The organism is Croceitalea marina, assembly GCF_042684265.1.
Lineage (GTDB): Bacteria > Bacteroidota > Bacteroidia > Flavobacteriales > Flavobacteriaceae > Croceitalea > Croceitalea marina.
The window spans coordinates 84,364-104,241 of record NZ_JBHULB010000080.1; the positions used below are offsets into that span (position 1 = coordinate 84,364).

Annotated in this window: 21 protein-coding genes, 1 tRNA gene and 1 pseudogene; 15 read left to right on the top strand and 8 right to left on the bottom strand. The window is 35.9% G+C overall.

The genetic code is table 11. From position 1 onward, the window contains the following. The first annotated feature begins 10 nt into the window (after positions 1 to 10). Complete coding sequence (odhB, locus tag ACFSQJ_RS16810) at positions 11 to 1,228, top strand: 2-oxoglutarate dehydrogenase complex dihydrolipoyllysine-residue succinyltransferase (protein ID WP_377768087.1); 1,218 nt, start codon at positions 11 to 13, stop codon at positions 1,226 to 1,228. 52 nt (positions 1,229 to 1,280) lie between these two features. Here the strand turns inward: odhB and ACFSQJ_RS16815 are convergent, their stop codons facing one another. Next, positions 1,281 to 1,724, bottom strand: coding sequence for a retropepsin-like aspartic protease (locus ACFSQJ_RS16815; protein ID WP_377768088.1), 444 nt, complete (start codon positions 1,722 to 1,724; stop codon positions 1,281 to 1,283). A gap of 128 nt (positions 1,725 to 1,852) precedes the next feature. Here ACFSQJ_RS16815 and ACFSQJ_RS16820 point away from each other — a divergent pair, with 128 nt between their 5' ends. The 10 genes and pseudogenes from ACFSQJ_RS16820 to ACFSQJ_RS16865 all read left to right on the top strand — a co-directional run bounded on the left by ACFSQJ_RS16820 (position 1,853) and on the right by ACFSQJ_RS16865 (position 8,374). After that, positions 1,853 to 2,620, top strand: a complete 768-nt coding sequence (locus tag ACFSQJ_RS16820; protein ID WP_377768089.1) for a TatD family hydrolase — start codon at positions 1,853 to 1,855, stop codon at positions 2,618 to 2,620. An 8-nt stretch (positions 2,621 to 2,628) separates the two neighbouring features. Beyond that, positions 2,629 to 3,660, top strand: coding sequence for an asparaginase (locus ACFSQJ_RS16825; protein ID WP_377768090.1), 1,032 nt, complete (start codon positions 2,629 to 2,631; stop codon positions 3,658 to 3,660). 154 nt (positions 3,661 to 3,814) lie between these two features. Beyond that, a tRNA-Ser gene (locus ACFSQJ_RS16830) sits at positions 3,815 to 3,902 on the top strand. A 77-nt stretch (positions 3,903 to 3,979) separates the two neighbouring features. Further along, entirely contained in the window at positions 3,980 to 4,705 is a 726-nt protein-coding gene (locus tag ACFSQJ_RS16835) for a MotA/TolQ/ExbB proton channel family protein (RefSeq protein WP_377768091.1), read from the top strand. Positions 4,706 to 4,731: 26 nt separating this feature from the next. Further along, positions 4,732 to 5,172 (top strand): hypothetical protein, encoded by a 441-nt coding sequence (locus ACFSQJ_RS16840; protein WP_377768092.1) that lies wholly within the window; start codon positions 4,732 to 4,734, stop codon positions 5,170 to 5,172. Between the two features lie 11 nt (positions 5,173 to 5,183). Next, a complete protein-coding gene (locus ACFSQJ_RS16845; RefSeq protein WP_377768093.1) occupies positions 5,184 to 5,810 on the top strand; it encodes an ExbD/TolR family protein in 627 nt (208 codons plus the stop codon). Positions 5,811 to 5,820: 10 nt separating this feature from the next. Beyond that, on the top strand, positions 5,821 to 6,303 hold the full coding sequence (locus ACFSQJ_RS16850) for an ExbD/TolR family protein (protein WP_377768094.1): 483 nt from the start codon (positions 5,821 to 5,823) through the stop codon (positions 6,301 to 6,303). A gap of 185 nt (positions 6,304 to 6,488) precedes the next feature. Next, positions 6,489 to 7,096, top strand: a pseudogene (locus ACFSQJ_RS16855) (ExbD/TolR family protein). 119 nt (positions 7,097 to 7,215) lie between these two features. Next, entirely contained in the window at positions 7,216 to 7,593 is a 378-nt protein-coding gene (locus ACFSQJ_RS16860; RefSeq protein WP_377768095.1) for an ExbD/TolR family protein, read from the top strand. Positions 7,594 to 7,666: 73 nt separating this feature from the next. Then, complete coding sequence (locus tag ACFSQJ_RS16865; protein ID WP_377768096.1) at positions 7,667 to 8,374, top strand: porin family protein; 708 nt, start codon at positions 7,667 to 7,669, stop codon at positions 8,372 to 8,374. Here the strand turns inward: ACFSQJ_RS16865 and ACFSQJ_RS16870 are convergent. The 6 genes from ACFSQJ_RS16870 to pyrH form a co-directional block, all read right to left on the bottom strand. Further along, positions 8,369 to 8,971, bottom strand: a complete 603-nt coding sequence (locus ACFSQJ_RS16870) for a hypothetical protein (protein ID WP_377768097.1) — start codon at positions 8,969 to 8,971, stop codon at positions 8,369 to 8,371. The genes ACFSQJ_RS16865 and ACFSQJ_RS16870 overlap by 6 nt on opposite strands. Beyond that, on the bottom strand, positions 8,971 to 10,428 hold the full coding sequence (gene rpoN, locus ACFSQJ_RS16875) for an RNA polymerase factor sigma-54 (protein ID WP_377768098.1): 1,458 nt from the start codon (positions 10,426 to 10,428) through the stop codon (positions 8,971 to 8,973). The genes ACFSQJ_RS16870 and rpoN overlap by 1 nt, the downstream gene beginning before the upstream one ends. A 38-nt stretch (positions 10,429 to 10,466) precedes the next feature. Continuing rightward, positions 10,467 to 11,900, bottom strand: coding sequence for an asparagine--tRNA ligase (gene asnS / locus ACFSQJ_RS16880; protein ID WP_377768099.1), 1,434 nt, complete (start codon positions 11,898 to 11,900; stop codon positions 10,467 to 10,469). Between the two features lie 65 nt (positions 11,901 to 11,965). After that, positions 11,966 to 14,362 (bottom strand): efflux RND transporter permease subunit, encoded by a 2,397-nt coding sequence (locus ACFSQJ_RS16885; RefSeq protein WP_377768100.1) that lies wholly within the window; start codon positions 14,360 to 14,362, stop codon positions 11,966 to 11,968. Between the two features lie 79 nt (positions 14,363 to 14,441). Next, complete coding sequence (gene frr / locus ACFSQJ_RS16890; protein ID WP_377768101.1) at positions 14,442 to 14,996, bottom strand: ribosome recycling factor; 555 nt, start codon at positions 14,994 to 14,996, stop codon at positions 14,442 to 14,444. A 43-nt stretch (positions 14,997 to 15,039) separates the two neighbouring features. Beyond that, positions 15,040 to 15,747: a UMP kinase gene (gene pyrH / locus ACFSQJ_RS16895; RefSeq protein ID WP_377768102.1), complete on the bottom strand. Its 708-nt coding sequence runs from the start codon at positions 15,745 to 15,747 to the stop codon at positions 15,040 to 15,042. A gap of 150 nt (positions 15,748 to 15,897) precedes the next feature. Between pyrH and ACFSQJ_RS16900 the strand changes: the two genes are divergently transcribed. Genes ACFSQJ_RS16900 through ACFSQJ_RS16915 form a run of 4 tightly spaced genes read left to right on the top strand, consistent with a single transcriptional unit; the run spans position 15,898 to position 18,955 of the window. After that, positions 15,898 to 16,452, top strand: coding sequence for an RNA polymerase sigma factor (locus ACFSQJ_RS16900; RefSeq protein WP_377768103.1), 555 nt, complete (start codon positions 15,898 to 15,900; stop codon positions 16,450 to 16,452). A 3-nt stretch (positions 16,453 to 16,455) separates the two neighbouring features. Continuing rightward, positions 16,456 to 17,250 (top strand): HEAT repeat domain-containing protein, encoded by a 795-nt coding sequence (locus ACFSQJ_RS16905; protein ID WP_377768104.1) that lies wholly within the window; start codon positions 16,456 to 16,458, stop codon positions 17,248 to 17,250. Positions 17,251 to 17,271: 21 nt separating this feature from the next. After that, a complete protein-coding gene (locus tag ACFSQJ_RS16910; RefSeq protein WP_377768105.1) occupies positions 17,272 to 18,141 on the top strand; it encodes a DUF4097 family beta strand repeat-containing protein in 870 nt (289 codons plus the stop codon). 1 nt (position 18,142) lies between these two features. Continuing rightward, positions 18,143 to 18,955, top strand: coding sequence for a DUF4097 family beta strand repeat-containing protein (locus ACFSQJ_RS16915; RefSeq protein ID WP_377768106.1), 813 nt, complete (start codon positions 18,143 to 18,145; stop codon positions 18,953 to 18,955). A 67-nt stretch (positions 18,956 to 19,022) separates the two neighbouring features. Here the strand turns inward: ACFSQJ_RS16915 and tsf are convergent, their stop codons facing one another. After that, positions 19,023 to 19,847 carry a translation elongation factor Ts gene (tsf, locus tag ACFSQJ_RS16920; RefSeq protein WP_377768107.1) on the bottom strand — a complete coding sequence of 275 codons (825 nt, stop codon included), beginning with the start codon at positions 19,845 to 19,847 and terminating at the stop codon, positions 19,023 to 19,025. Between the last annotated feature and the right edge of the window lie 31 nt (positions 19,848 to 19,878).

Genomic DNA, 19,878 nt, shown 5'->3' on the forward strand with positions numbered 1-19,878 from the left:
GGAAAGTAAGATGATTTTAGAAATGAAAGTTCCCTCACCGGGAGAGTCTATAACCGAAGTAGAGATTGCAGAGTGGCTAGTACAAGATGGAGATTATGTAGAGAAAGACCAAGCTATCGCTGAGGTAGATTCAGATAAAGCAACGTTAGAGCTACCTGCGGAAGAAAGTGGTACCATAACACTTAAAGCAGAAGAGGGTGACGCCGTAGCCGTTGGTGAAGTAGTTTGTTTAATTGATACAAGTGCCGAAAAGCCTGCAGGTGATGCAAAAACCGAAACTAAAGCTGAGCCAAAGAAAGAAGAACCTAAGAAAGAGGCCCCGAAAGCTGTAGAAGCAAAAAAAGAGACCTATGCTTCAGGCACACCTTCTCCGGCTGCCAAGAAAATATTGGATGAAAAGGGGGTGTCCGCTTCATCGGTTTCTGGTTCAGGGCGTGACGGTCGAATTACCAAAGAAGATGCGGTAAAAGCTGTTCCTTCAATGGGCACGCCAACAGGTGGTAATAGAGGAGAGTCTCGTTCAAAGCTGTCTATGCTACGCAGAAAAGTAGCCGAACGTTTGGTGTCTGCAAAAAATGAGACAGCAATGTTGACGACCTTTAATGAGGTTGATATGTCGCCGATTTTTGAACTGCGTAAACAATATAAAGAAACCTTTAAAAGTAAGCATGGGGTCAGCTTAGGCTTTATGTCATTCTTTACCAAGGCTGTAGTTCGAGCATTAGAAATGTATCCAGCTGTGAATTCTATGATCGACGGTAAAGAAATGATTTCCTATGATTTTTGTGATATCAGTATTGCCGTATCCGGACCTAAAGGTTTAATGGTTCCTGTGATTAGAAATGCAGAGAACTTAACATTTAGGGGCATTGAGGCTGAGGTGAAAAGACTGGCCATTCGTGCTAGGGAAGGTGAGATTACGGTTGATGAAATGACCGGAGGTACATTCACAATTACTAACGGTGGTGTTTTTGGTTCTATGTTGTCAACGCCAATTATTAACCCACCGCAAAGTGCAATTTTAGGAATGCACAATATTGTGGAGCGTCCAATCGCTAAAGATGGCGCCATTGCAATCGCCCCAATCATGTATGTTGCCCTTTCTTATGATCATAGAATTATTGATGGTAAAGAGTCAGTTGGGTTTTTGGTAGCGGTAAAAGAAGCTTTGGAAAGTCCGAAAGAATTGTTGATGAATGGAAATGTTGAAAAGGCTTTGGAGTTATAAAGGCTAAGAAATTAGTACTAAAAAAGGGTTTCGTTTTATAATGAAACCCTTTTTATTTCATCTTTAAATACAAACACTTCTTGTCATAATCAATAATCGCTTTTCCTTTTTTAAGAATATCTGCCCCTATAATACCATCTACAGGTAAGGCTTTATGAGCAGTTAGAGCTTCGTTAACATGCACAAGATCAAAAAGTACGATTTTCTGTTTTTTCTTTTTCCAATTGCCAAGCTGTACTTTGTTTTTATTAGAAACTAATGTTTCCATTTCGGTGGCTCCGGCTCCGGCGGCCTTAACTTCTGTAGCCTCTGATATTAAATGGAAGAATTCAATTTTGTCCATTCCTATACAAGTATTGGATGCACCGGTATCCAAAATAAAACGACCGGAAACGCCATTGATTTTCGCAGAAACTTCAAAATGATTAGTAGCAGTTAGTACTAAAGGTATGCGTGTGTATTTTTTTGTTTCTAAATATTTTTTAAGTGATTTCATCTAAGCAATTCTGTTCTTGAAAATTTTACCCAATCTTTTTTATTTTCTCAATTCTATATGGTAGGGATCTACGATTTTAAATTAAATACTGCCATGGGCTTTCATAAAGATAAACCTATTTTTGCGATATGATTTTAACGGACACCCACACCCATTTATATAGCGAGGCTTTTGATGAAGATAGACATGAGGCTATAGCGAGGGCAATCGATATAGGGGTAAATCGTTTTTTTATTCCGGCGATAGATTCATCATATACCCAAGCGATGTATGATTTGGAAAAAGCTTATCCAGAGAATGTGTTTTTAATGATGGGTTTGCATCCTACACATGTAAAAGAAAACTATAAAGAAGAGTTAAGGCATGTGGAGGAGCAGTTATCAGAAAGGCAATTCTATGCAGTTGGCGAAATAGGTATTGATTTGTATTGGGATAAAACGTTTTTAACGCAACAACAAGAAGCTTTTGCTTATCAAATACAGTTGGCAAAAAAGTATAAACTTCCTATCGTGATTCACTGTCGCGATGCTTTTGACGAGATTTTTGAAGTCTTGGAACAAGAGCAGGGAGCTGACTTATTTGGAATTTTCCATTGCTTTACGGGTACATTAGAACAGGCCCACAAAGCAATTTCTTATGGCATGAAGTTGGGTATCGGTGGAGTAGCTACTTTTAAAAATGGAAAGATCGACCAATTTTTAAATCAAATCGATTTAAAACATATTGTTCTTGAGACTGATTCACCTTATCTGGCGCCGGTTCCATATAGAGGGAAACGAAATGAAAGTGCCTACCTTATAGAGGTATTGCAAAAATTGGTTTTAATTTACAATCTGAGCAAGACGGAGATTGCCAATAGAACCACTGCCAATTCTAAGGAAGTGTTTGGAGTTTAAAAATAGTAATGCAGAAAAAGGTAAACATATTATTGATTTATACAGGTGGTACCATTGGTATGGTCAAAGACTACAAGACCGGTTCTTTAAAAGCTTTTGATTTTGACAAGCTACTAAAGCATATACCAGAACTGGCCCAATTAGACTGCAACATAAGTAGCGTCTCATTTAAAACCCCAATTGATTCTTCAAATATGAATCTTAAGTACTGGGTAGCTATTGCTTCTATAATAGAAGAAAATTATGATAGTCATGATGGTTTTGTGGTATTGCACGGAAGTGATACGATGAGTTACTCCGCTTCCGCTTTAAGCTTTATGTTAGAGAACTTGACCAAACCGGTAATTTTCACGGGATCACAATTGCCCATTGGAGATTTAAGAACAGACGCCAAAGAAAATTTAATTACGTCAATACAAATTGCCTCTTTACAAGAAAGAAATAGACCGGTAATACGAGAAGTAGGGTTATATTTTGAGTACAAACTTTATAGGGGAAATCGAACCACGAAAATTAACGCAGAACATTTTGAGGCTTTTAGCTCTCCCAATTATCCAGAACTCGCAGAATCTGGAGTCAACTTAAAGGTGAATTCTACTTTTTTGCTAGACCTAAAAGGAAACAGGAAAAAATTGAAGGTGCACAAAACAATGAGCAATCAGGTTGGGGCACTAAAGCTATTTCCAGGAATTAGTGAACCAATTTTAGATGCAGTTCTTTCAAGCGAAAACCTAAAGGTCTTAGTGATAGAAACCTATGGTGCAGGTAATGCGCCAACCGACGAATGGTTTATTGCTAAGTTGAAAAAAGCAATAAGCAGCGGTTTGCATGTAATCAACATAACACAATGTGCAGGGGGTAGTGTTGTAATGGGTCATTATGAAACAAGTGAAATGCTAAAAAAGATTCAACTCGTTAATGGTAAGGACATTACATTTGAGGCGGCAATTACGAAAGCGATGTATCTTTTGGGCAGTGGTGTTTCCGATAAGTTGTTCAAGACTATTTTTGAGACTTCTTTACGAGGGGAAATGCAGTAAAATTAACTCCTCAAATTTCTTTAACTAATTATTTTTTTGTTTATTGGGCGACCTAACTATGAAATGAGCCGTGACGGTTTAAGATGTTGGATAAATTGAAAATGATGAATTACATCCGACCGTTAAAAAGTAGTTTTAATAACGGATGAATCATAGAGAGGTGGCCGAGTGGTCGAAGGCGCACGCCTGGAAAGTGTGTATACACCAAAAGTGTATCGAGGGTTCGAATCCCTTCCTCTCTGCTGAACAATTAATTTTTTAATTATTAAATTTTTATATCTTTAACATTATTAACTAACTAAATTTAAGTTTGAACACGATGAAAAAAATATCCTCTTCTCTGGCTATTGCCGGAATGTTTATTTTAGGTACAACAACAGCCATGGCTCAAGAAGAAGCTGCTGCTGAAGCAAGCAAAGGTTTTACTCAAGTATTGAAAGAACAGTTCATACAAGGTGGACCAGCTTTTATGGGTATCGTATTATTATGTTTAATTTTAGGTTTGGCAGTTGCAATTGAGCGTATTATATACCTTAATATGGCAAGTACCAATTCTTCTAAATTAAAACAACAAGTTGAAGATGCATTGGCATCAGGTGGTGTTGAAGCTGCTAAAGAAGTTTGTAGAAATACAAAGGGTCCTGTTGCTTCTATCTTTTACCAAGGATTGGATAGGGTTGGTGAAGGACTAGAGTCTGCCGAAAAAGCTGTTGTAGCTTACGGTGGGGTTCAAATGGGTCAATTAGAAAAGAACGTATCTTGGTTATCCTTATTTATCGCTATTGCACCCATGCTTGGTTTCATGGGTACGGTAATTGGTATGATCCAGGCTTTCCAGAAGATTGCTGCTGTAGGTAACTTAAGTGCATCACTGATTGCAGGTGATATTCAGGTAGCCTTATTGACTACTGTATTTGGTCTGATTACTGCAATTATCCTTCAAATTTTTTACAACTACATTATTGCTAAAATCGATGGTATCGTAAATGATATGGAAGACTCATCAATCTCTTTGATTGATATGTTGGCTGCCCATAAAAAATAATTGATAACATTTAAAACTATCGAATCATGCAAAAAATATTAAAGATTGTATTAATAGTTATCGGAGTTATAGGGGCTGTCCTAAGCTTCTTCTTCATGCCGTCAGGCGATGATCCCGAAGCTATTAACAGCGGAGCGATTGACCTAATGTTTGTTTTGACATGGGTTCTTCTAATAGCTGCCGCCGCATTGGCATTGTTTTTTGGTCTAAAGAAAATGATGACTACGCCGGGCGGACTCAAAAAAGCGCTTTTCGCTTTAGGTGGATTAGCGGTAATTGTAGCTATTTCTTATGGATTATCTTCAGGAGATGAGGCTAAATCGATTGCTGACGCAATGGCTGACAAAGGTGCAACCGAAAGTACGGTAAAGAATATAGGAATGGGATTAAATGTCTTCTTTATTCTTACGGTAGTGGCCGTGGCACTAATGGTCTGGTCAGGAGTTAAAAAAATATTCGTTAAGTAAAAATATAAGTTATGCCTAGAAGAAAAGGAGCACCAGAGGTTAATGCTGGTTCTATGGCGGACATTGCTTTCTTGCTACTTATCTTTTTCTTGGTTACTACAACCATAGAAACAGATGCAGGGCTAGATAGAATGCTTCCTCCAATGGAGCCACCAGAAGATATTGATGTTGTAATTAAGCAAAAAAATATTTTTACGGTTAACATCAATAGAAACGGACAACTACTGGTGGAAGAAGAGATAATGGATATTAAGAATCTAAGGGAAGCTGCAATTGCTTTTTTAGATAACGGAGGAGCGCCTTCTGGAAGCCCAGAATATTGCAACTATTGCAAGGGTAAAAGAGATGCTAGTTCTTCAGATAATCCTGATAAGGCGATTATATCCCTTAAGAACGATAGAGAAACAAAGTATAGCACATACATCACAGTTCAGAATGAATTGGTCGGGGCCTACAACGATTTACGTAACCGGGAGGCACAACGTTTGTATGGTACTGACTTTGTTAAAATGGAAGCCGAATATTTGAATCCGGAAACCCCGAGCAGTGTTAGAGATGAACTCAAGGATAAAGTAAAAAGAATTCAAGAGTTGTTTCCACAAAAACTATCGGAAGCTGAAACTTCTAAGAACCAATAAAAAAGAATAGATGGCAAAATTTGCAAAAAAGAAGGACGGAGAATTACCTGCGGTTTCAACGGCATCACTTCCTGATATTGTTTTTATGTTATTGTTTTTCTTTATGACGGTTACAGTTATGAAGGATAGCTCAATAATGGTAGAGAATACCTTACCAAATGCAACTGAAATTAAGAAGTTGGAAAAGAAAGACCGTGTGATTTATATTTTCGCAGGTAAGCCAACTAGAGAATACGCAAGTGTATATGGTACAGAAACTAGAATTCAATTGAATGATAAGTTCGCTAGTGTTGATGAAGTAGGTTCTTATATTTTGGCCGAGCGTGCCAAAAAGCCACAAGAATTACAAAATGTATTGACAACTGCTTTAAAAGTTGATAAAGAGGCCAATATGGGCTTGATATCAGACATTAAGCAAGAATTAAGAAAAGTAAATGCCCTTAAAGTAAATTATACTACTTTCGAAGGCGATGCTTTTAATAACCTGCAGTAGGAGTAGGTATTAGACTAAAATTTAGTTTTAAAACGCTCTAGATGATAAATCTAGAGCGTTTTTTGTTGCTATAAACTTCTGTATTTTCTTTTACTCATTCAAAAGCCGCATTCACTCATTTAAGTTTTTATTCTTCACTTAAGGTTTGGTAATTGTAGTTCAATATTAACTATAAACTTTTCCTTATGGCAAGAAATAGAATTCAGCCAGAAGTAAATGCCGGTTCCATGGCCGACATTGCATTTTTATTGCTCATCTTTTTTTAGTTACTACTACAATCGAAAATGACGCCGGTCTTAATCGAATATTACCTGATGACTTAAAGGATTCAAAAGTAAAAGAGAAGAACTTATTTAGGGTTAGCTTAAATTCTAATAATAAACTATTAGTAGAAGGGGCATTGTCCGATATAAAAGATTTAAGGGCCAAAACGATTGCCTTTTTGGATAATGGAGGTATTAAATTAGGTGATGGACATTGTAGCTATTGTAAAGGAAAACAAGATTCAAGGTCATCTGATAACCCCCAAAAAGCGGTAATATCTTTATCAAATACCCGCGGCACGAATTATGGAGTTTATGTAGCTGTACAAAACGAATTGGTTGCAGCATATAATGAACTAAGAGATAGGGAAGCTTTGAGAATGTATAAGGTATCTTATGCTGAGCTAATGCAAAAGTATGAAGCGGCTAATATTTCACTCATTGAAAAGGCAGAAATGAAAAATAAAATAGAGTCCGTAAGGCTTTTATTTCCGAAGAAAATATCAGAAGCACAGATTACTAATAATTAAAAAACCACCTGTATGATACGTATGAATAGAAAAAACATCGCTAATCAACCTAAAGTTTCGACAGCGTCATTGCCAGATATCGTATTTATATTACTGTTCTTTTTATGACGGTCACAACCATGAAAAACACAAATTTATTTGTAGATAATACGCTGCCCAATGCCACTGAAATCGAGAAACTTGAAAAGGTCGATAGGGTTATAGAAATTATAGTAGGTAAGCCAAACAAACAATACGCCGGAATGGCAGGAACCGAAGCTAAAATACAATTGAATGGAAAATTTGCTACTGTTGATGAAGTGGGCTCATACGTGTTATCTGAATTAGCGAAGATGCCAGAGCAATTACAAAAAGTCGCAATAGTATCATTGAAGGTGGATAAAAAAGTTAGTATGGGAATTGTAAATGATATAAAGGAAGAACTTAGAAAAGTAAAAGCTCTTAAGATAAACTATACCACTTTCGAAGGTGATGCCTTTAATAACCTACAGCAGTAGGTACTCGGCTAAAATTTAGTTTAAAAACGCTCCAGATTTATCATCTGGAGCGTTTTTTGTTTTATTTTGCTGTATGCGAATAATTAGAGCAGTAATAATCATAATTAGTTGTTTCTTATCATTTTTAAAGGTGCAAAGTCAAAATAGCACCGAAGTTGAACCTATAGTAGCTTCTAGATATCTAGAAGATCAGTTCTATGCTGGTTTAGCTTATAATGTTTTACTAAACAAACCAGAAGGGGTCATACAGAGAAACTTATCGTACGGACTTCAGTTGGGTTTTATTAAAGATATCCCCATAAATACAAAGCGAAATTTTGGTTTTGGGTTAGGTGTAGGTTATGGGACTAATTCTTATTACAGTAATATTATAGCAGAAGATTTAGGTTCTGATATTAATTATAGACTCCCAATTGCTGCAGATAGTTTGAATCGTACTAAGTTTGAAACACACGCAGTTGAGTTTCCTTTTGAACTACGATGGAGAACTTCTAATGCTACCGATTACAAGTTTTGGAGAATTTACGGAGGAGTAAAAGCAGCTTATCTCTTTTCACGAAAATCAAAGTTTATTTCTGAAAACAAAAACAGCAATATTAGCTTTCAAAATAATGATATTTCACAATGGCAATATGGGTTAACACTCAATTTTGGGTATAACACCTGGAATGTTCACTTGTATTATAGTTTAAATCGATTACTTGAAAATAACGCTACTTTAAATAATGAAGCTATAGAAATACAGCCTTTAAGGGTTGGGGTTATCTTCTATATTCTATAGCCAAAATTTAAATAGAAACAATTGAGAGCACGCCCCAACAATAAAGCCTATGACCAATTCGGGTATAGTGTGTGCTTTTAAATAGAGCCTAGATGTTGCTACTAGACCACTTAAGAGTGTAGCCATTCCTATAGCTATAGTAATATTAACTTCGAAATGAATACTTAACCCAACCAAAAATAAAAGCAAACTTCCCATGCCAAGAAGATGAATGCTTGTTTTAAACTTTAAAAGTAGTAATACGAACAACGAAACAGAAGCGGTGAGCAATCCTACAAAGAAAAAATAAAGCTCGCTAATGTAATTCTGGGGTATTACTTTATATAAGATCATCAGATATAGAGCAATGCTAATGAGTAATGGATATTTTCTTTCTTGAATTGTAGGCGCAAAAACTGAGGTTACGAGCTTTAAATTCTTAAGAATCAGAAAAAAGATTATCGGAATAATTACGGTTAAGATGAAAATTGGTAAAATATTTCCGCTTTGTTGCGCTAAAGAACTATATGGAGCAATAGCAAAATAGGCAAGGGTTCCGCCGATAGGTATGAAAAGAGGATGAAAAATGTAAGAGATAACTTTTAGAAAACGTGTCATTAGATTTGTTTTCTAAGCCTAGCCACAGGTATGCCTAGTTGCTCGCGGTACTTGGCGACCGTTCGCCTTGCAATTGGATAGCCTTTTTCTTTGAGAATTTTTGCCAATTTATCATCGGTCAATGGTTTCTTTTTTTCTTCCTCGCCAATAACCGTTTCTAAAATCTTTTTTATTTCTCTTGTAGAAACATCTTCTCCCTGCTCATTTTTCATTGATTCAGAGAAAAATTCTTTGATCAATTTTGTTCCGTAAGGAGTGTCAACATATTTGCTATTGGCCACACGTGATACCGTAGATACATCCATATGGATTTTATCGGCGATATCTTTTAGTATCATGGGCCTTAGTTTGCGTTCATCACCAGTTAAAAAATACTCTTTCTGATATTCCATAATAGTATTCATGGTAACAAATAAGGTCTGCTGTCGCTGTTTAATTGCGTCTATAAACCATTTTGCAGCGTCTAACTTCTGCTTGATAAAGACAACAGTATCTTTTTGTGATTTAGACTTCTCTTTGGCGTCTTTATAGCCTTGTAGCATATTGCTATAATCTCTTGAGACATGTAACTCTGGTGCATTACGGCCATTTAAGGTCAGTTCTAATTCACCATCTACAATTTTGATAGAAAAGTCAGGTACAACATGTTCTACCATTCTATTATTGCCCGAATAAGAACCTCCTGGTTTTGGATTGAGTTTTTCAATTTCGCCAATGGCATCTTTTAGTTGCTCTTCTTTGATGTCGTATTTTAAAAGAAGTTTGCTGTAATGTTTCTTGGTAAACTGTTCAAAAGACCTTTCAAGAATTGAAATGGCCAATTCGATTGAAGGAGTCGGTTCTTTCCTTTTTAATTGAATGATTAGGCATTCGTCCAAAGTTCTGGCCGCTACCCCGGGCGGGTCTAGCTCTTGAACTATTTTTAAAACCTTCTCTATCTTATCTTCTTCAGTATAAATATTTTGTGTGAAGGCCAGGTCATCCATAATATCCGTTAAGGGCCTTCTTATATACCCGCTTTCATCAACACTACCCACAAGAAATTCAGCTATTGCCCATTCTTCATCTGATAAATAAACTGTATTGAGTTGGCTTAATAGATATTGATTGAATGATGTGCCCGCAGCGTAGGGAATACTCTTTTCATCGTCATCAGCACTGTAATTACTCGTCTGGGTGCGGTAATCAGGTACTTCATCATCACTGAGATAATCGTCTATGTTGATGTCTTCTGCGCTTATAGATTCACTGTCGGTAGTATCATCAAAGGTATCGTCATAAGGGTCTTCTATGTCTTCATTTTCAGCTTTACCACTTTCCAACGCCGGATTCTCTTCCAATTCTTGTTTTAATCGCTGTTCAAAAGCCTGTGTAGGCAGTTGAATCAGCTTCATCAACTGAATTTGTTGAGGCGATAATTTTTGTGAAAGCTTAAACTGTAAATGTTGTTTGAGCATATGTGATTTTCCTTACTTATAAAGTTAAAGAATTCAATTTAAAAAGACGCGTTCTGCGGTGTCCTTGGAAAAGGAATAACATCTCTAATATTGCCCATTCCCGTTGAGAATTGCACTAGACGCTCAAAACCAAGACCAAAGCCACTATGTTCTGCTGTACCAAACTTACGTAAATCTAGATACCACCAGAGTTCTTCTTCCTCAATACCTAGGTCTGCCATTTTTTGTTGTAGTACTTCAAGGCGTTCTTCTCGTTGCGAGCCACCGACAATTTCCCCAATTCCTGGAAAAAGAACATCCATTGCCCGAACTGTCTTCTCATCTTCATTTAAACGCATATAAAAAGCCTTAATTTTAGCAGGGTAATCAAATAGAATAACAGGACATTTAAAGTGTTTTTCTACTAAAAAACGTTCATGCTCACTTTGCAAATCTGCACCCCATTGATTAATAATATAGTCGAATTTTTTCTTTTTATTCGGCTTTGAGTTTCTCAATATTTCAATGGCCTCAGTGTAAGATACACGCTTAAAATTATTGTCTACTACAAATCTTAATTTTTCAATCAAAGGCATCTCACTTCGCTCTGCCTGAGGTTTTGATTTTTCTTCATCTAACAGCCGTTTTTCCAAGAACTGTAAATCGTCTTGGCAATTTTCTAAAACATAGTTGATGACCCATTTTATAAAATCTTCGGCCAAGTCCATATTCATATCCAAATCATAGAAAGCCATTTCTGGCTCTATCATCCAGAATTCAGCTAAATGACGTGAAGTATTCGAATTTTCTGCTCTAAAAGTCGGACCGAAGGTATATACTTTACCGAGCCCCATAGCGTAAGCTTCTGCTTCTAATTGACCTGAAACAGTTAGGTTGGTTTCTTTGCCGAAGAAATCCTCTTTGTAGTTTACGGCGCCATCATCATTTAGGGGAGGGTTTTTAGCATCTAAGGTAGTCACCCTAAACATTTCTCCTGCGCCTTCGGCATCTGAACCGGTTACAATTGGAGCGTGAAAGTAATAGAATCCGTTTTGTTGAAAATAGGTGTGTACAGCATAAGATAGTGCCGAACGAACCCGCATTACAGCCGAAAACGTATTCGTGCGAACTCTTAAATGTGCTTTTTCACGTAAAAACTCGAGAGAATGCTTTTTAGGTTGTATCGGGTAGCTATCTGCATCTGCTTTTCCATGAATAAATAATGATGATACCTGAATTTCTAAATTTTGTCCCTTACCCTGACTTTCTACAAGCGCTCCTTTTACTCTAATAGCAGCGCCAGTTGAGATTCCTTTGATTAATTCTTCATCAAAATTTTCAAAATCGATTACGCATTGGATGTTATTTATGGTAGAACCATCGTTTAGGGCAATAAAGCGATTACTCCTAAAGGTTTTTACCCATCCGTTAATTTCTACTTCTTGTGAAGTAGGTTGTGTTTCAAGCAATTCTTTGACAGAAATGAGTTTCATTCTTAAGCGTATAAATTAGGGTTCAAAGATAGGTTTTTGCCTAAAGAAAGTGAAGTTGAAAGCTTCTATTTACTTTTAGGACTTTCGTCTTCTTTTGGTAAAATATTTATCTGAGGCTTTTTGAATACTTTTTTGTTGGCGATGTTTTTCTCTAAAGAGAGTAAAAGAGATGGAAGTAGAATTAGGTTAGACAACATTGCAAAGAGTAAAGTAGCCGAAACTAAGCCTCCCAAAGCTTTGGTTCCTCCAAAACTAGAAACGATAAAAACCGAAAAACCGAAAAATAAGACAATCGAGGTGTAGAACATACTAACCCCGGTTTCGCGCAATGCATTATAAACCGATTTTTTAATTTGCCAACGATTGGCTATCAACTCTTGTCGGTATTTTGCCAAAAAGTGAATCGTATCATCTACCGAAATGCCAAAAGCAATACTAAATACCAAGATAGTTGAGGGTTTTATAGGTACTCCTAAATAACCCATAAGGCCCGCTGTAATAACCAAGGGCAATAGATTCGGCACCAGTGAAATCAATATCATCCTAAACGAACGAAACAGATAGGCCATAAATAATGAAATTAAACCAATGGCCAGGGCTAGGGATAACAACAAATTTTTGACCAAATACTTTGTCCCTTTTAAGAATAAAAGGGCTTTGCCGGTAATAAAAACATTGTAGCGTTCCTTAGGGAATATCTTGGCTATGGATTTAATTAAATCGGATTCGATTTCTTCCATGCGCTCTGTTTTTACGTCGCGCATAAAAGTGGTCATTCTTGCTGTTTGCCCAGTACTATCTACAAAGCTTTCAAGTAAGTTTCCATTATCGGCAGATTTTCGTGCCACATCCATGATAAAGGTATTCTCTTGAGAAGTTGGAAGCTGATAGTATTTCGGAATGCCATTGTAGAATGCTTGTTTGGAATACTTAACCAAATTAACCACCGAGACAGATTTAGAGAGTTCGGGGGTCTCACTAATTTCCGTTGCCAATTGGTCCATTCTAAGCAGTGTGGCAGGTTTTAAAATACCGTTTTTTTGTTTGGTATCCACTACAACTTCGACCGGCATGATGCCATCGAACTCCTCTTCAAAAAAGCGAACATCGTTCACAAATTTTGTATTTTTTGGCAGGTCTTCGATTCTGCTGCCAGTGATTTCGATTTGATATATACCAACAATACTCAACACCAAAACGATGACGGAAGTTATGTAGACCGCTATACGATGGTTTCTAACTATGCGCTCCATCCAATTCACAAACAAATCAATCCATTTTTTGTTCAAGTGCTTTAAATGCTTTGTCTTTGGTAAAGGCATAAAGCTATAGAGTATGGGTATTATCAGTAATGATAACATAAAAATGCAAAGGATGTTTATGGAAGCTACAATTCCAAATTCCTTAAGCAGGTCACTATCTAATATGATAAAGGTTGCAAATCCTGATGCCGTAGTGACATTGGTCATTAGAGTAGCATTTCCAATTTTGGAAATTACCCGTTGTAACGAAAGCGCTTGATTGCCATGCTTTTTTACTTCTTGCTGGTATTTATTGATTAAGAAAATACAGTTGGGAATACCAATTACGATTATTAAAGGCGGAATGAGCGCCGTAAGAATGGTAATTTCATATTTAAATAAACCGAGTATGCCGAAGGCCCACATTACCCCTATAATTACAACGAACATTGAAATAAAGGTGGCTCTAAAGCTTCTAAAAAAGAAGAAAAATATAATAGATGTAACTAATAAGGCTCCTAGAATGAAAATTCCGATTTCATCTATTATGATTTTTGAATTCCAGGTTCTTATGTAAGGCATGCCCGAAACCCGCACGTCTAATCCGGTTTCTTTCTCAAAGTCGTCCACAAGACCTTCTAAATCGTTTAGAATAAATTCGTTTCTAACAGGTTCGTTTAGTATGTCTTTGTCCATGTAGACAACCATTCTAACAGAGCCACTTTCCTTGTTAAAAAGCAAGTTTTCATAAAATGGCAAGTTATTAAAGAGATGTTCCTTTAAAGCAACAACTTCCTCTTTTGTTTTTGCTGGCGAATCAAGAAATGGCTTTAGGAAAAACTCTTGTTTTTCGTTGTCTTTGACCAATTCCTTTAAATTTTCTGTGGATATAACAAAATCAGTTTCTGGGATAGCTTCAAATTGCTTGCTAAGCTTGTTCCAGCGATTGAAATTTTCAGGTAAAAACAGTAAGCTGTCCTTGATAGCAAGAACAATGGCATTGTCCTCTTGACCAAATAGTTTGACAAAAGCTTCGTATTGTACAGTTTCAGGATGGTCGTCAGGTAAAATATTTGCTTCAGTGTTTGAGAAGCGCATATTTTTCCATTGTAGCCCCAAAAAAACTGTGGCGGCTACAATACCCAGTAAAATTAATATTCTATTGCGAAGGATGATTCGTGCAAGACCTGCCCAAAATCCTTGAAAAAGCTTTTTTAGCATTTCAATTTAATTGTTGGCAAAGGTAGAAAATCATTGCTTGCGTACCTAAGGAAAGGCTCGAGATCTAAAGACGAAGAAATTATACTTTCATTATCTCTGCTTCCTTAACTTCAAATACACTATCTATTTTTTTGATATAGTTGTCTGTCAAGGCTTGTACATCAACCTCGGCATTGGCTAAGAGGTCTTCAGAAATATCCAATTTTTTAAGTTCTTTATTGGCTTCTTGGCGAGCACTGCGAACACTGACTTTAGCGTCTTCAGCTTCACTTTTGGCTTGCTTTACCAAATCGCGTCTTCTCTCTTCGGTCAAAGGCGGAACATTAATAATAATCATTTCACCATTATTCATAGGGTTGAATCCTAAATTGGCATTCATGATTGCCGTCTCTATGTCTTGAAGTAGACTCTTTTCCCAAGGCTGTACCGAAATGGTTCTGGCATCTGGGGTATTTACATTTGAAACTTGACCTAACGGAGTAGGGGAGCCATAATACTCAACCATAACAGTTGAGAGCATTACAGGGCTGGCCTTACCGGCTCTAATTTTTATAAAAGCTTTTTCAAGATGGGTCATGGCAGCTTCCATACCCTCTTTAGTAGTGTCAATTATAAATGTTACGTCTTCGTTCATAATCGTATTCTTTTTAATTCATCAACCAATTATTGTGCCAGCACTACACATTTACAAGTGTTCCAATACTTTCTCCTGAAACAATTTTCATCAAATTACCCCTGGTATTCATATCGAAAACAATTATTGGTAGTTCATTTTCTTGACTTAGCGTAAATGCTGTGGTATCCATAACTTTTAGCCCCTTGCTAAGTACTTCTTGAAAGGATAGATTGTCAAATTTAGTGGCATTCTTATCTTTTTCTGGGTCTGAAGTGTAAATTCCATCTACACGTGTGCCCTTTAGAATAACGTCGGCCTTAATTTCTATTGCTCTTAGTACTGCTGCAGAATCCGTTGTGAAATAAGGATTTCCAGTTCCACCACCAAAAATTACAACGCGGCCTTTTTCAAGGTGTCGCATTGCTCTTCTGCGAATAAAGGGTTCTGCAACTTCATTGATTTTTATAGCAGTTTGTACCCTTGTCTCTACCCCTTGAATTTCAAGAGCACTTTGCAAAGCCAAACTGTTGATTACGGTTGCCAACATGCCCATATGATCGCCTTGAACACGGTCCATACCTTGACTTGCGCCGGCCAATCCTCTAAAAATATTTCCACCCCCTATAACGATAGCTAGCTCTACCCCTTTTGCCATTACAGCTTTGATGTCTTCTGCATATTCTGCAATTCTTTTTGGGTCAATGCCATATTGCTGGTCTCCCATTAAGGCTTCGCCACTTAACTTTAAAAGAATTCTTTTGTATTGCATCTATCGTTTTTATGAAATCGGAACAAAAATAATCAAAATAATTTTTGATGCTCTAAAGCTGAATTTTCGATAATTGAAAATAAAAAACCCTATTTTCTGTAACCTTTTTAAAAAATAGCAGTTTACCCTTTTGAAAACCTTAAAATTATAATGCAAACGCTAACCGACAACGCATTAATGTTAGAAGTGAAATCTGGAGATATTCAGAAGTTGGGCTTGTTATATGAACGTCATAAGAAAAGGTTATTTGGCTTTTTTTATAATATGAATTCAGATGCGGCTTTAAGCGAAGATTTAGTGCAAAATGTGTTTGTGAGGATGCTCAAATATAAGCACACATATACTGGAGATGGGTCATTTGTAGCTTGGATGTTTAAAACTGCTAGGAATGTGAATTACGACCATTATAAAAAAAATAAAAAGCAGCATAATAGCTATAATCTAGAATCGGTTGCGTATAAATTGGATAATGGGGAGAATGCTGAGTTGGTTATGATACAAAATGATGATATTTCTAATTTAAAAATCGCCATGAGTAAAATGGACCCAGAGAAGAGAGAAATTTTGTTATTGAGCAAGTTTAAAGAAATAAAATTCAGCCAAATAGGGGAAATTATAGGTTGTAGCGAGGGTGCGGCAAAAGTAAAGGCTCATAGAGCTTTAAAGGAATTAAAAGGAATATTTCAACAGTTGGAAACTAGATAAGTTATGAAAGAAGAATTTGAAATAATAGCGATTGATTATCTAAGGGGAGAGATAAGTTTAGATGATAAAGTTGTCTTTGAAAAATTTCTTAGTGCCAATCCATCATATCAGAAAGAATATGAAGATTTAAAGCTACTATGGGAAACCTCTAATGCTATAAATGCTCCTGAACCATCTGAAGCTATGGATGTTCAGTTTTTTGATATGTTGAATTCAGAAACAGAAAAGCAAAAAAAATCAAACTTAAGTTGGTTTAATCAACTTGCCAATAGTCTTTCATTTTTAATGAAGCCGCAGTTTGCATACGGGTTGCTGCTACTAGGAATAGGACTTTCAATAGGATATTTTTTAAATTCTGATAGTACGCAGACTGTAACTAATATTGTTGCAAATGATGAAACGGAAGAAGTAAGAGAGCAACTTGTTCTTACTTTACTTGAGCAGCCATCTGCAAATAAAAGACTCCAAGCTGTAAATGAAGCTGCAAAATTGAATGTTGCAAACCAACGTGTTATAAAAGCCTTATTTACTACCCTAAACAGTGATCCTAATATTAATGTTCGCTTAGTAGCTATAGAGTCTTTGGCAAAATATGCGGAAACACCAGAGGTTAGAATGGAACTCGTAAAATCTATAGAACGACAAGATTCTCCATTAGTTCAAATTGCATTAGCAGATTTAATGGTTGCCTTACAGGAAAAAACATCTATCGAGTCAATGAAGGAGTTATTAGAAAAGCCAGATATAGATACTACAGTAAAACAAAAATTAGAAGAATCAATTAATCATATTATATAAACAATCAAAAAACGAACAATCATGAAAACAGTTAAAACAATTATGTTGGTATTTGGGTTTTTATGTTGTCAATTAATGACAGCACAAAAGTCTACTGAAACTATTAAGGAAGAGTTAAGTTTTTCTTCAAACTCATCAGATAATATGTTAGTAGTACAAAATGTAAATGGTCCTATCTCCGTTGAGGGTTATGATGGGACTAGTGTTAAAATTGAAGTAGAAAAGACAATTTCTGCTAGAAATCAAGATAGTTTAGAAGAAGGAAAGCAAGATATTGAAGTTAGGGTTGAAGAAGTAGGTGCTCGTATATATGTTTATCTAGAATCTCCTTGGAATAATTTTAATACAGCTATCGGTAGATATGAAAATCATAAAAATAATGGTAGATGGGAACAACCTAAGTACCAATACTATTTAGACTTTAAGTTGAAAGTTCCAAAGAGTACTAATGTGAGCTTAGCAACTATGAATGATGGGGATATTTATGCTAAAGATGTTCAAGGCGATGAAATTATTGTTAACAACCTAAACGGAGCAATTACTTTAGAAAATGTAGCCGGTAAGACTGATGTTAATGCATTAAATAGAGATATTAATATAAGCTATTATAAGAACCCGACTGAGGATTCTAAATACAACTCATTAAATGGTGATATCAATGTTACTTTTAAGAAAAACCTTAATGCCGATGTTTCATTTAAAAGTCTAAATGGAGATATGTATACCAATTATGACACAACAACTTTAAAACCAGAATTGATAAAAACAAAAACTAAAAAAGGGAAGGGTGTAAAGTATAATATGAGTTCAAATCAATCGTATAGAATTGGTAATGGTGGAATAAAATTAGATTTTAATCTTTTAAACGGAGATGCAACTTTAAAAAAATAAAATGATGAGAAAGAATATATATATAGTAACAATCTTAATCTTCCTATTAAGTATAACAAGTATTTCTGCGCAAACAGAAAATAAAGAAGCAGTTACCATTCCATTAACCAATCCGGGGAAAGATGGACAATTAAAAATCGGGTTATTATACGGGTCGATTAGTGTTATTGCACATAAAGGTAATGATGTTGTGATAGAGACTGTGGGGCCAAAAAGTAGTAAGCCAGTAAAGATCAAAAACGGTATGCGAAAGATTGGTGATACTTCACTCGAGTTTACTGTAGAAGAATTTAATAATGAAGTTGTAGTAAAATCAAAAACTATTAATAAAAAAGTAGATTTTAAGATTAAAGTTCCGGAGAATTTCTCCTTAGATCTTAGAGCCACAAATAATGGTAATATAAGTGTCGAGGGTGTAGACGGAGAAATGGAAATTAGCAATTTAAACGGAGCTATTACCTTAACAAACATTGGTGGGTCTGTTATTGCAGATGCCTTAAATAAAAATATAGTGGTCTCTTTTACTAAGGGATATTCTAAGGCCCCTATGGCTTTTACTAGTTTAAATGGAGATTTGGATGTTACTTTTCCTTCTAACCTAGCTGCAAATATTAAAGCTAAAACAGATAATGGAGAGATTTATACGGATTATGAAGTTAAAATGACTAGAAATGTAAAAAAAGAGGAAAATAGAACCTCATCTGGAGTTTATAAGGTTAATGTTGATAAATGGGTAACTGGAACTATAAATGGTGGCGGTGCAGAACTTCTATTTAAAACGATGAATGGAGATATTATGATAAAATCGGAATAAACTAAATTTTAAAACAAAAAAACCCTGACCTACTGGTCAGGGTTTTTATTCTATAAATAAAAGGAAATTATCCTAGAGCGACCCTAGAGAAACCTGTAACTTCTAAACTAGAATCAACAGATTTTACATATTGAGCAACGCTTTGCTTATTATCTTTAATGAAGGCCTGATTTATTAAAGTGTTGTCTTTAAAGAAACGCTTCAATTTACCTTTCGCAATATTTTCCAACATTGCTTCTGGTTTTCCTTCTTGACGTAATTGATCTTTTGCAATTTCAATTTCTTTATCAATAACAGATTGGTCAACACCTTCCTCATTTAATGCAACAGGATTCATTGCAGCTGCTTGCATAGCAACATCTTTTGCAGCTTCAGCGGCCCCATCAACTGCAGCAGATAGGCCTACTAATGTTGCAATTTTGTTTCCCGCATGAATGTACGACCCAACGAAAGGAGCACTTAATTTTTCAAAACTTCCAATTTCAATTTTCTCACCGATTACTCCAGTTTGTTCCGTTAATTTTTCAGAAACGGTCATTCCGTTGTAAGAAGCGTTCATGAAAGCATCTTTGTTGTCAAAACCTAAGGCTAAATCGGCTAGTTCGTTAGCTAAGGTTACAAAAGTTTCATTCTTTGCTACGAAATCGGTTTCACAATTCAATGAAATTATGACACCGTTACTATTGTTAGCATCAACCTTTGCAATTGCTGCTCCCTCCGAAGAATCTCTATCGGCTCTTTTTGCAGCAACTTTTTGACCTTTCTTGCGAAGAATTTCAATTGCTTTGTCAAAATCACCGTCAGCTTCGACTAATGCATTTTTACAATCCATCATACCAGCTCCGGTAGTCTTTCTTAATTTATTTACTTCAGCGGCTGTAATCTTTGCCATTTGTATACTTTTTTAAAATTTATGTATTGTA

Coding starts and splice junctions, on each gene's coding strand:
- ACFSQJ_RS16815 (WP_377768088.1), bottom strand. CDS start 1,724: ATGAAATCACTTAAAAAATATTTAGAAACAAAAAAATACACACGCATA.
- ACFSQJ_RS16900 (WP_377768103.1), top strand. CDS start 15,898: ATGCAAACGCTAACCGACAACGCATTAATGTTAGAAGTGAAATCTGGA.
- ACFSQJ_RS16825 (WP_377768090.1), top strand. CDS start 2,629: ATGCAGAAAAAGGTAAACATATTATTGATTTATACAGGTGGTACCATT.
- ACFSQJ_RS16885 (WP_377768100.1), bottom strand. CDS start 14,362: ATGCTAAAAAAGCTTTTTCAAGGATTTTGGGCAGGTCTTGCACGAATC.
- ACFSQJ_RS16835 (WP_377768091.1), top strand. CDS start 3,980: ATGAAAAAAATATCCTCTTCTCTGGCTATTGCCGGAATGTTTATTTTA.
- ACFSQJ_RS16915 (WP_377768106.1), top strand. CDS start 18,143: ATGATGAGAAAGAATATATATATAGTAACAATCTTAATCTTCCTATTA.
- tsf (WP_377768107.1), bottom strand. CDS start 19,847: ATGGCAAAGATTACAGCCGCTGAAGTAAATAAATTAAGAAAGACTACC.
- ACFSQJ_RS16845 (WP_377768093.1), top strand. CDS start 5,184: ATGCCTAGAAGAAAAGGAGCACCAGAGGTTAATGCTGGTTCTATGGCG.
- frr (WP_377768101.1), bottom strand. CDS start 14,996: ATGAACGAAGACGTAACATTTATAATTGACACTACTAAAGAGGGTATG.
- ACFSQJ_RS16860 (WP_377768095.1), top strand. CDS start 7,216: ATGAAAAACACAAATTTATTTGTAGATAATACGCTGCCCAATGCCACT.
- ACFSQJ_RS16870 (WP_377768097.1), bottom strand. CDS start 8,971: ATGACACGTTTTCTAAAAGTTATCTCTTACATTTTTCATCCTCTTTTC.
- rpoN (WP_377768098.1), bottom strand. CDS start 10,428: ATGCTCAAACAACATTTACAGTTTAAGCTTTCACAAAAATTATCGCCT.
- ACFSQJ_RS16865 (WP_377768096.1), top strand. CDS start 7,667: ATGCGAATAATTAGAGCAGTAATAATCATAATTAGTTGTTTCTTATCA.
- pyrH (WP_377768102.1), bottom strand. CDS start 15,747: ATGCAATACAAAAGAATTCTTTTAAAGTTAAGTGGCGAAGCCTTAATG.
- ACFSQJ_RS16840 (WP_377768092.1), top strand. CDS start 4,732: ATGCAAAAAATATTAAAGATTGTATTAATAGTTATCGGAGTTATAGGG.
- ACFSQJ_RS16850 (WP_377768094.1), top strand. CDS start 5,821: ATGGCAAAATTTGCAAAAAAGAAGGACGGAGAATTACCTGCGGTTTCA.
- asnS (WP_377768099.1), bottom strand. CDS start 11,900: ATGAAACTCATTTCTGTCAAAGAATTGCTTGAAACACAACCTACTTCA.
- ACFSQJ_RS16905 (WP_377768104.1), top strand. CDS start 16,456: ATGAAAGAAGAATTTGAAATAATAGCGATTGATTATCTAAGGGGAGAG.
- ACFSQJ_RS16910 (WP_377768105.1), top strand. CDS start 17,272: ATGAAAACAGTTAAAACAATTATGTTGGTATTTGGGTTTTTATGTTGT.
- ACFSQJ_RS16820 (WP_377768089.1), top strand. CDS start 1,853: ATGATTTTAACGGACACCCACACCCATTTATATAGCGAGGCTTTTGAT.
- odhB (WP_377768087.1), top strand. CDS start 11: ATGATTTTAGAAATGAAAGTTCCCTCACCGGGAGAGTCTATAACCGAA.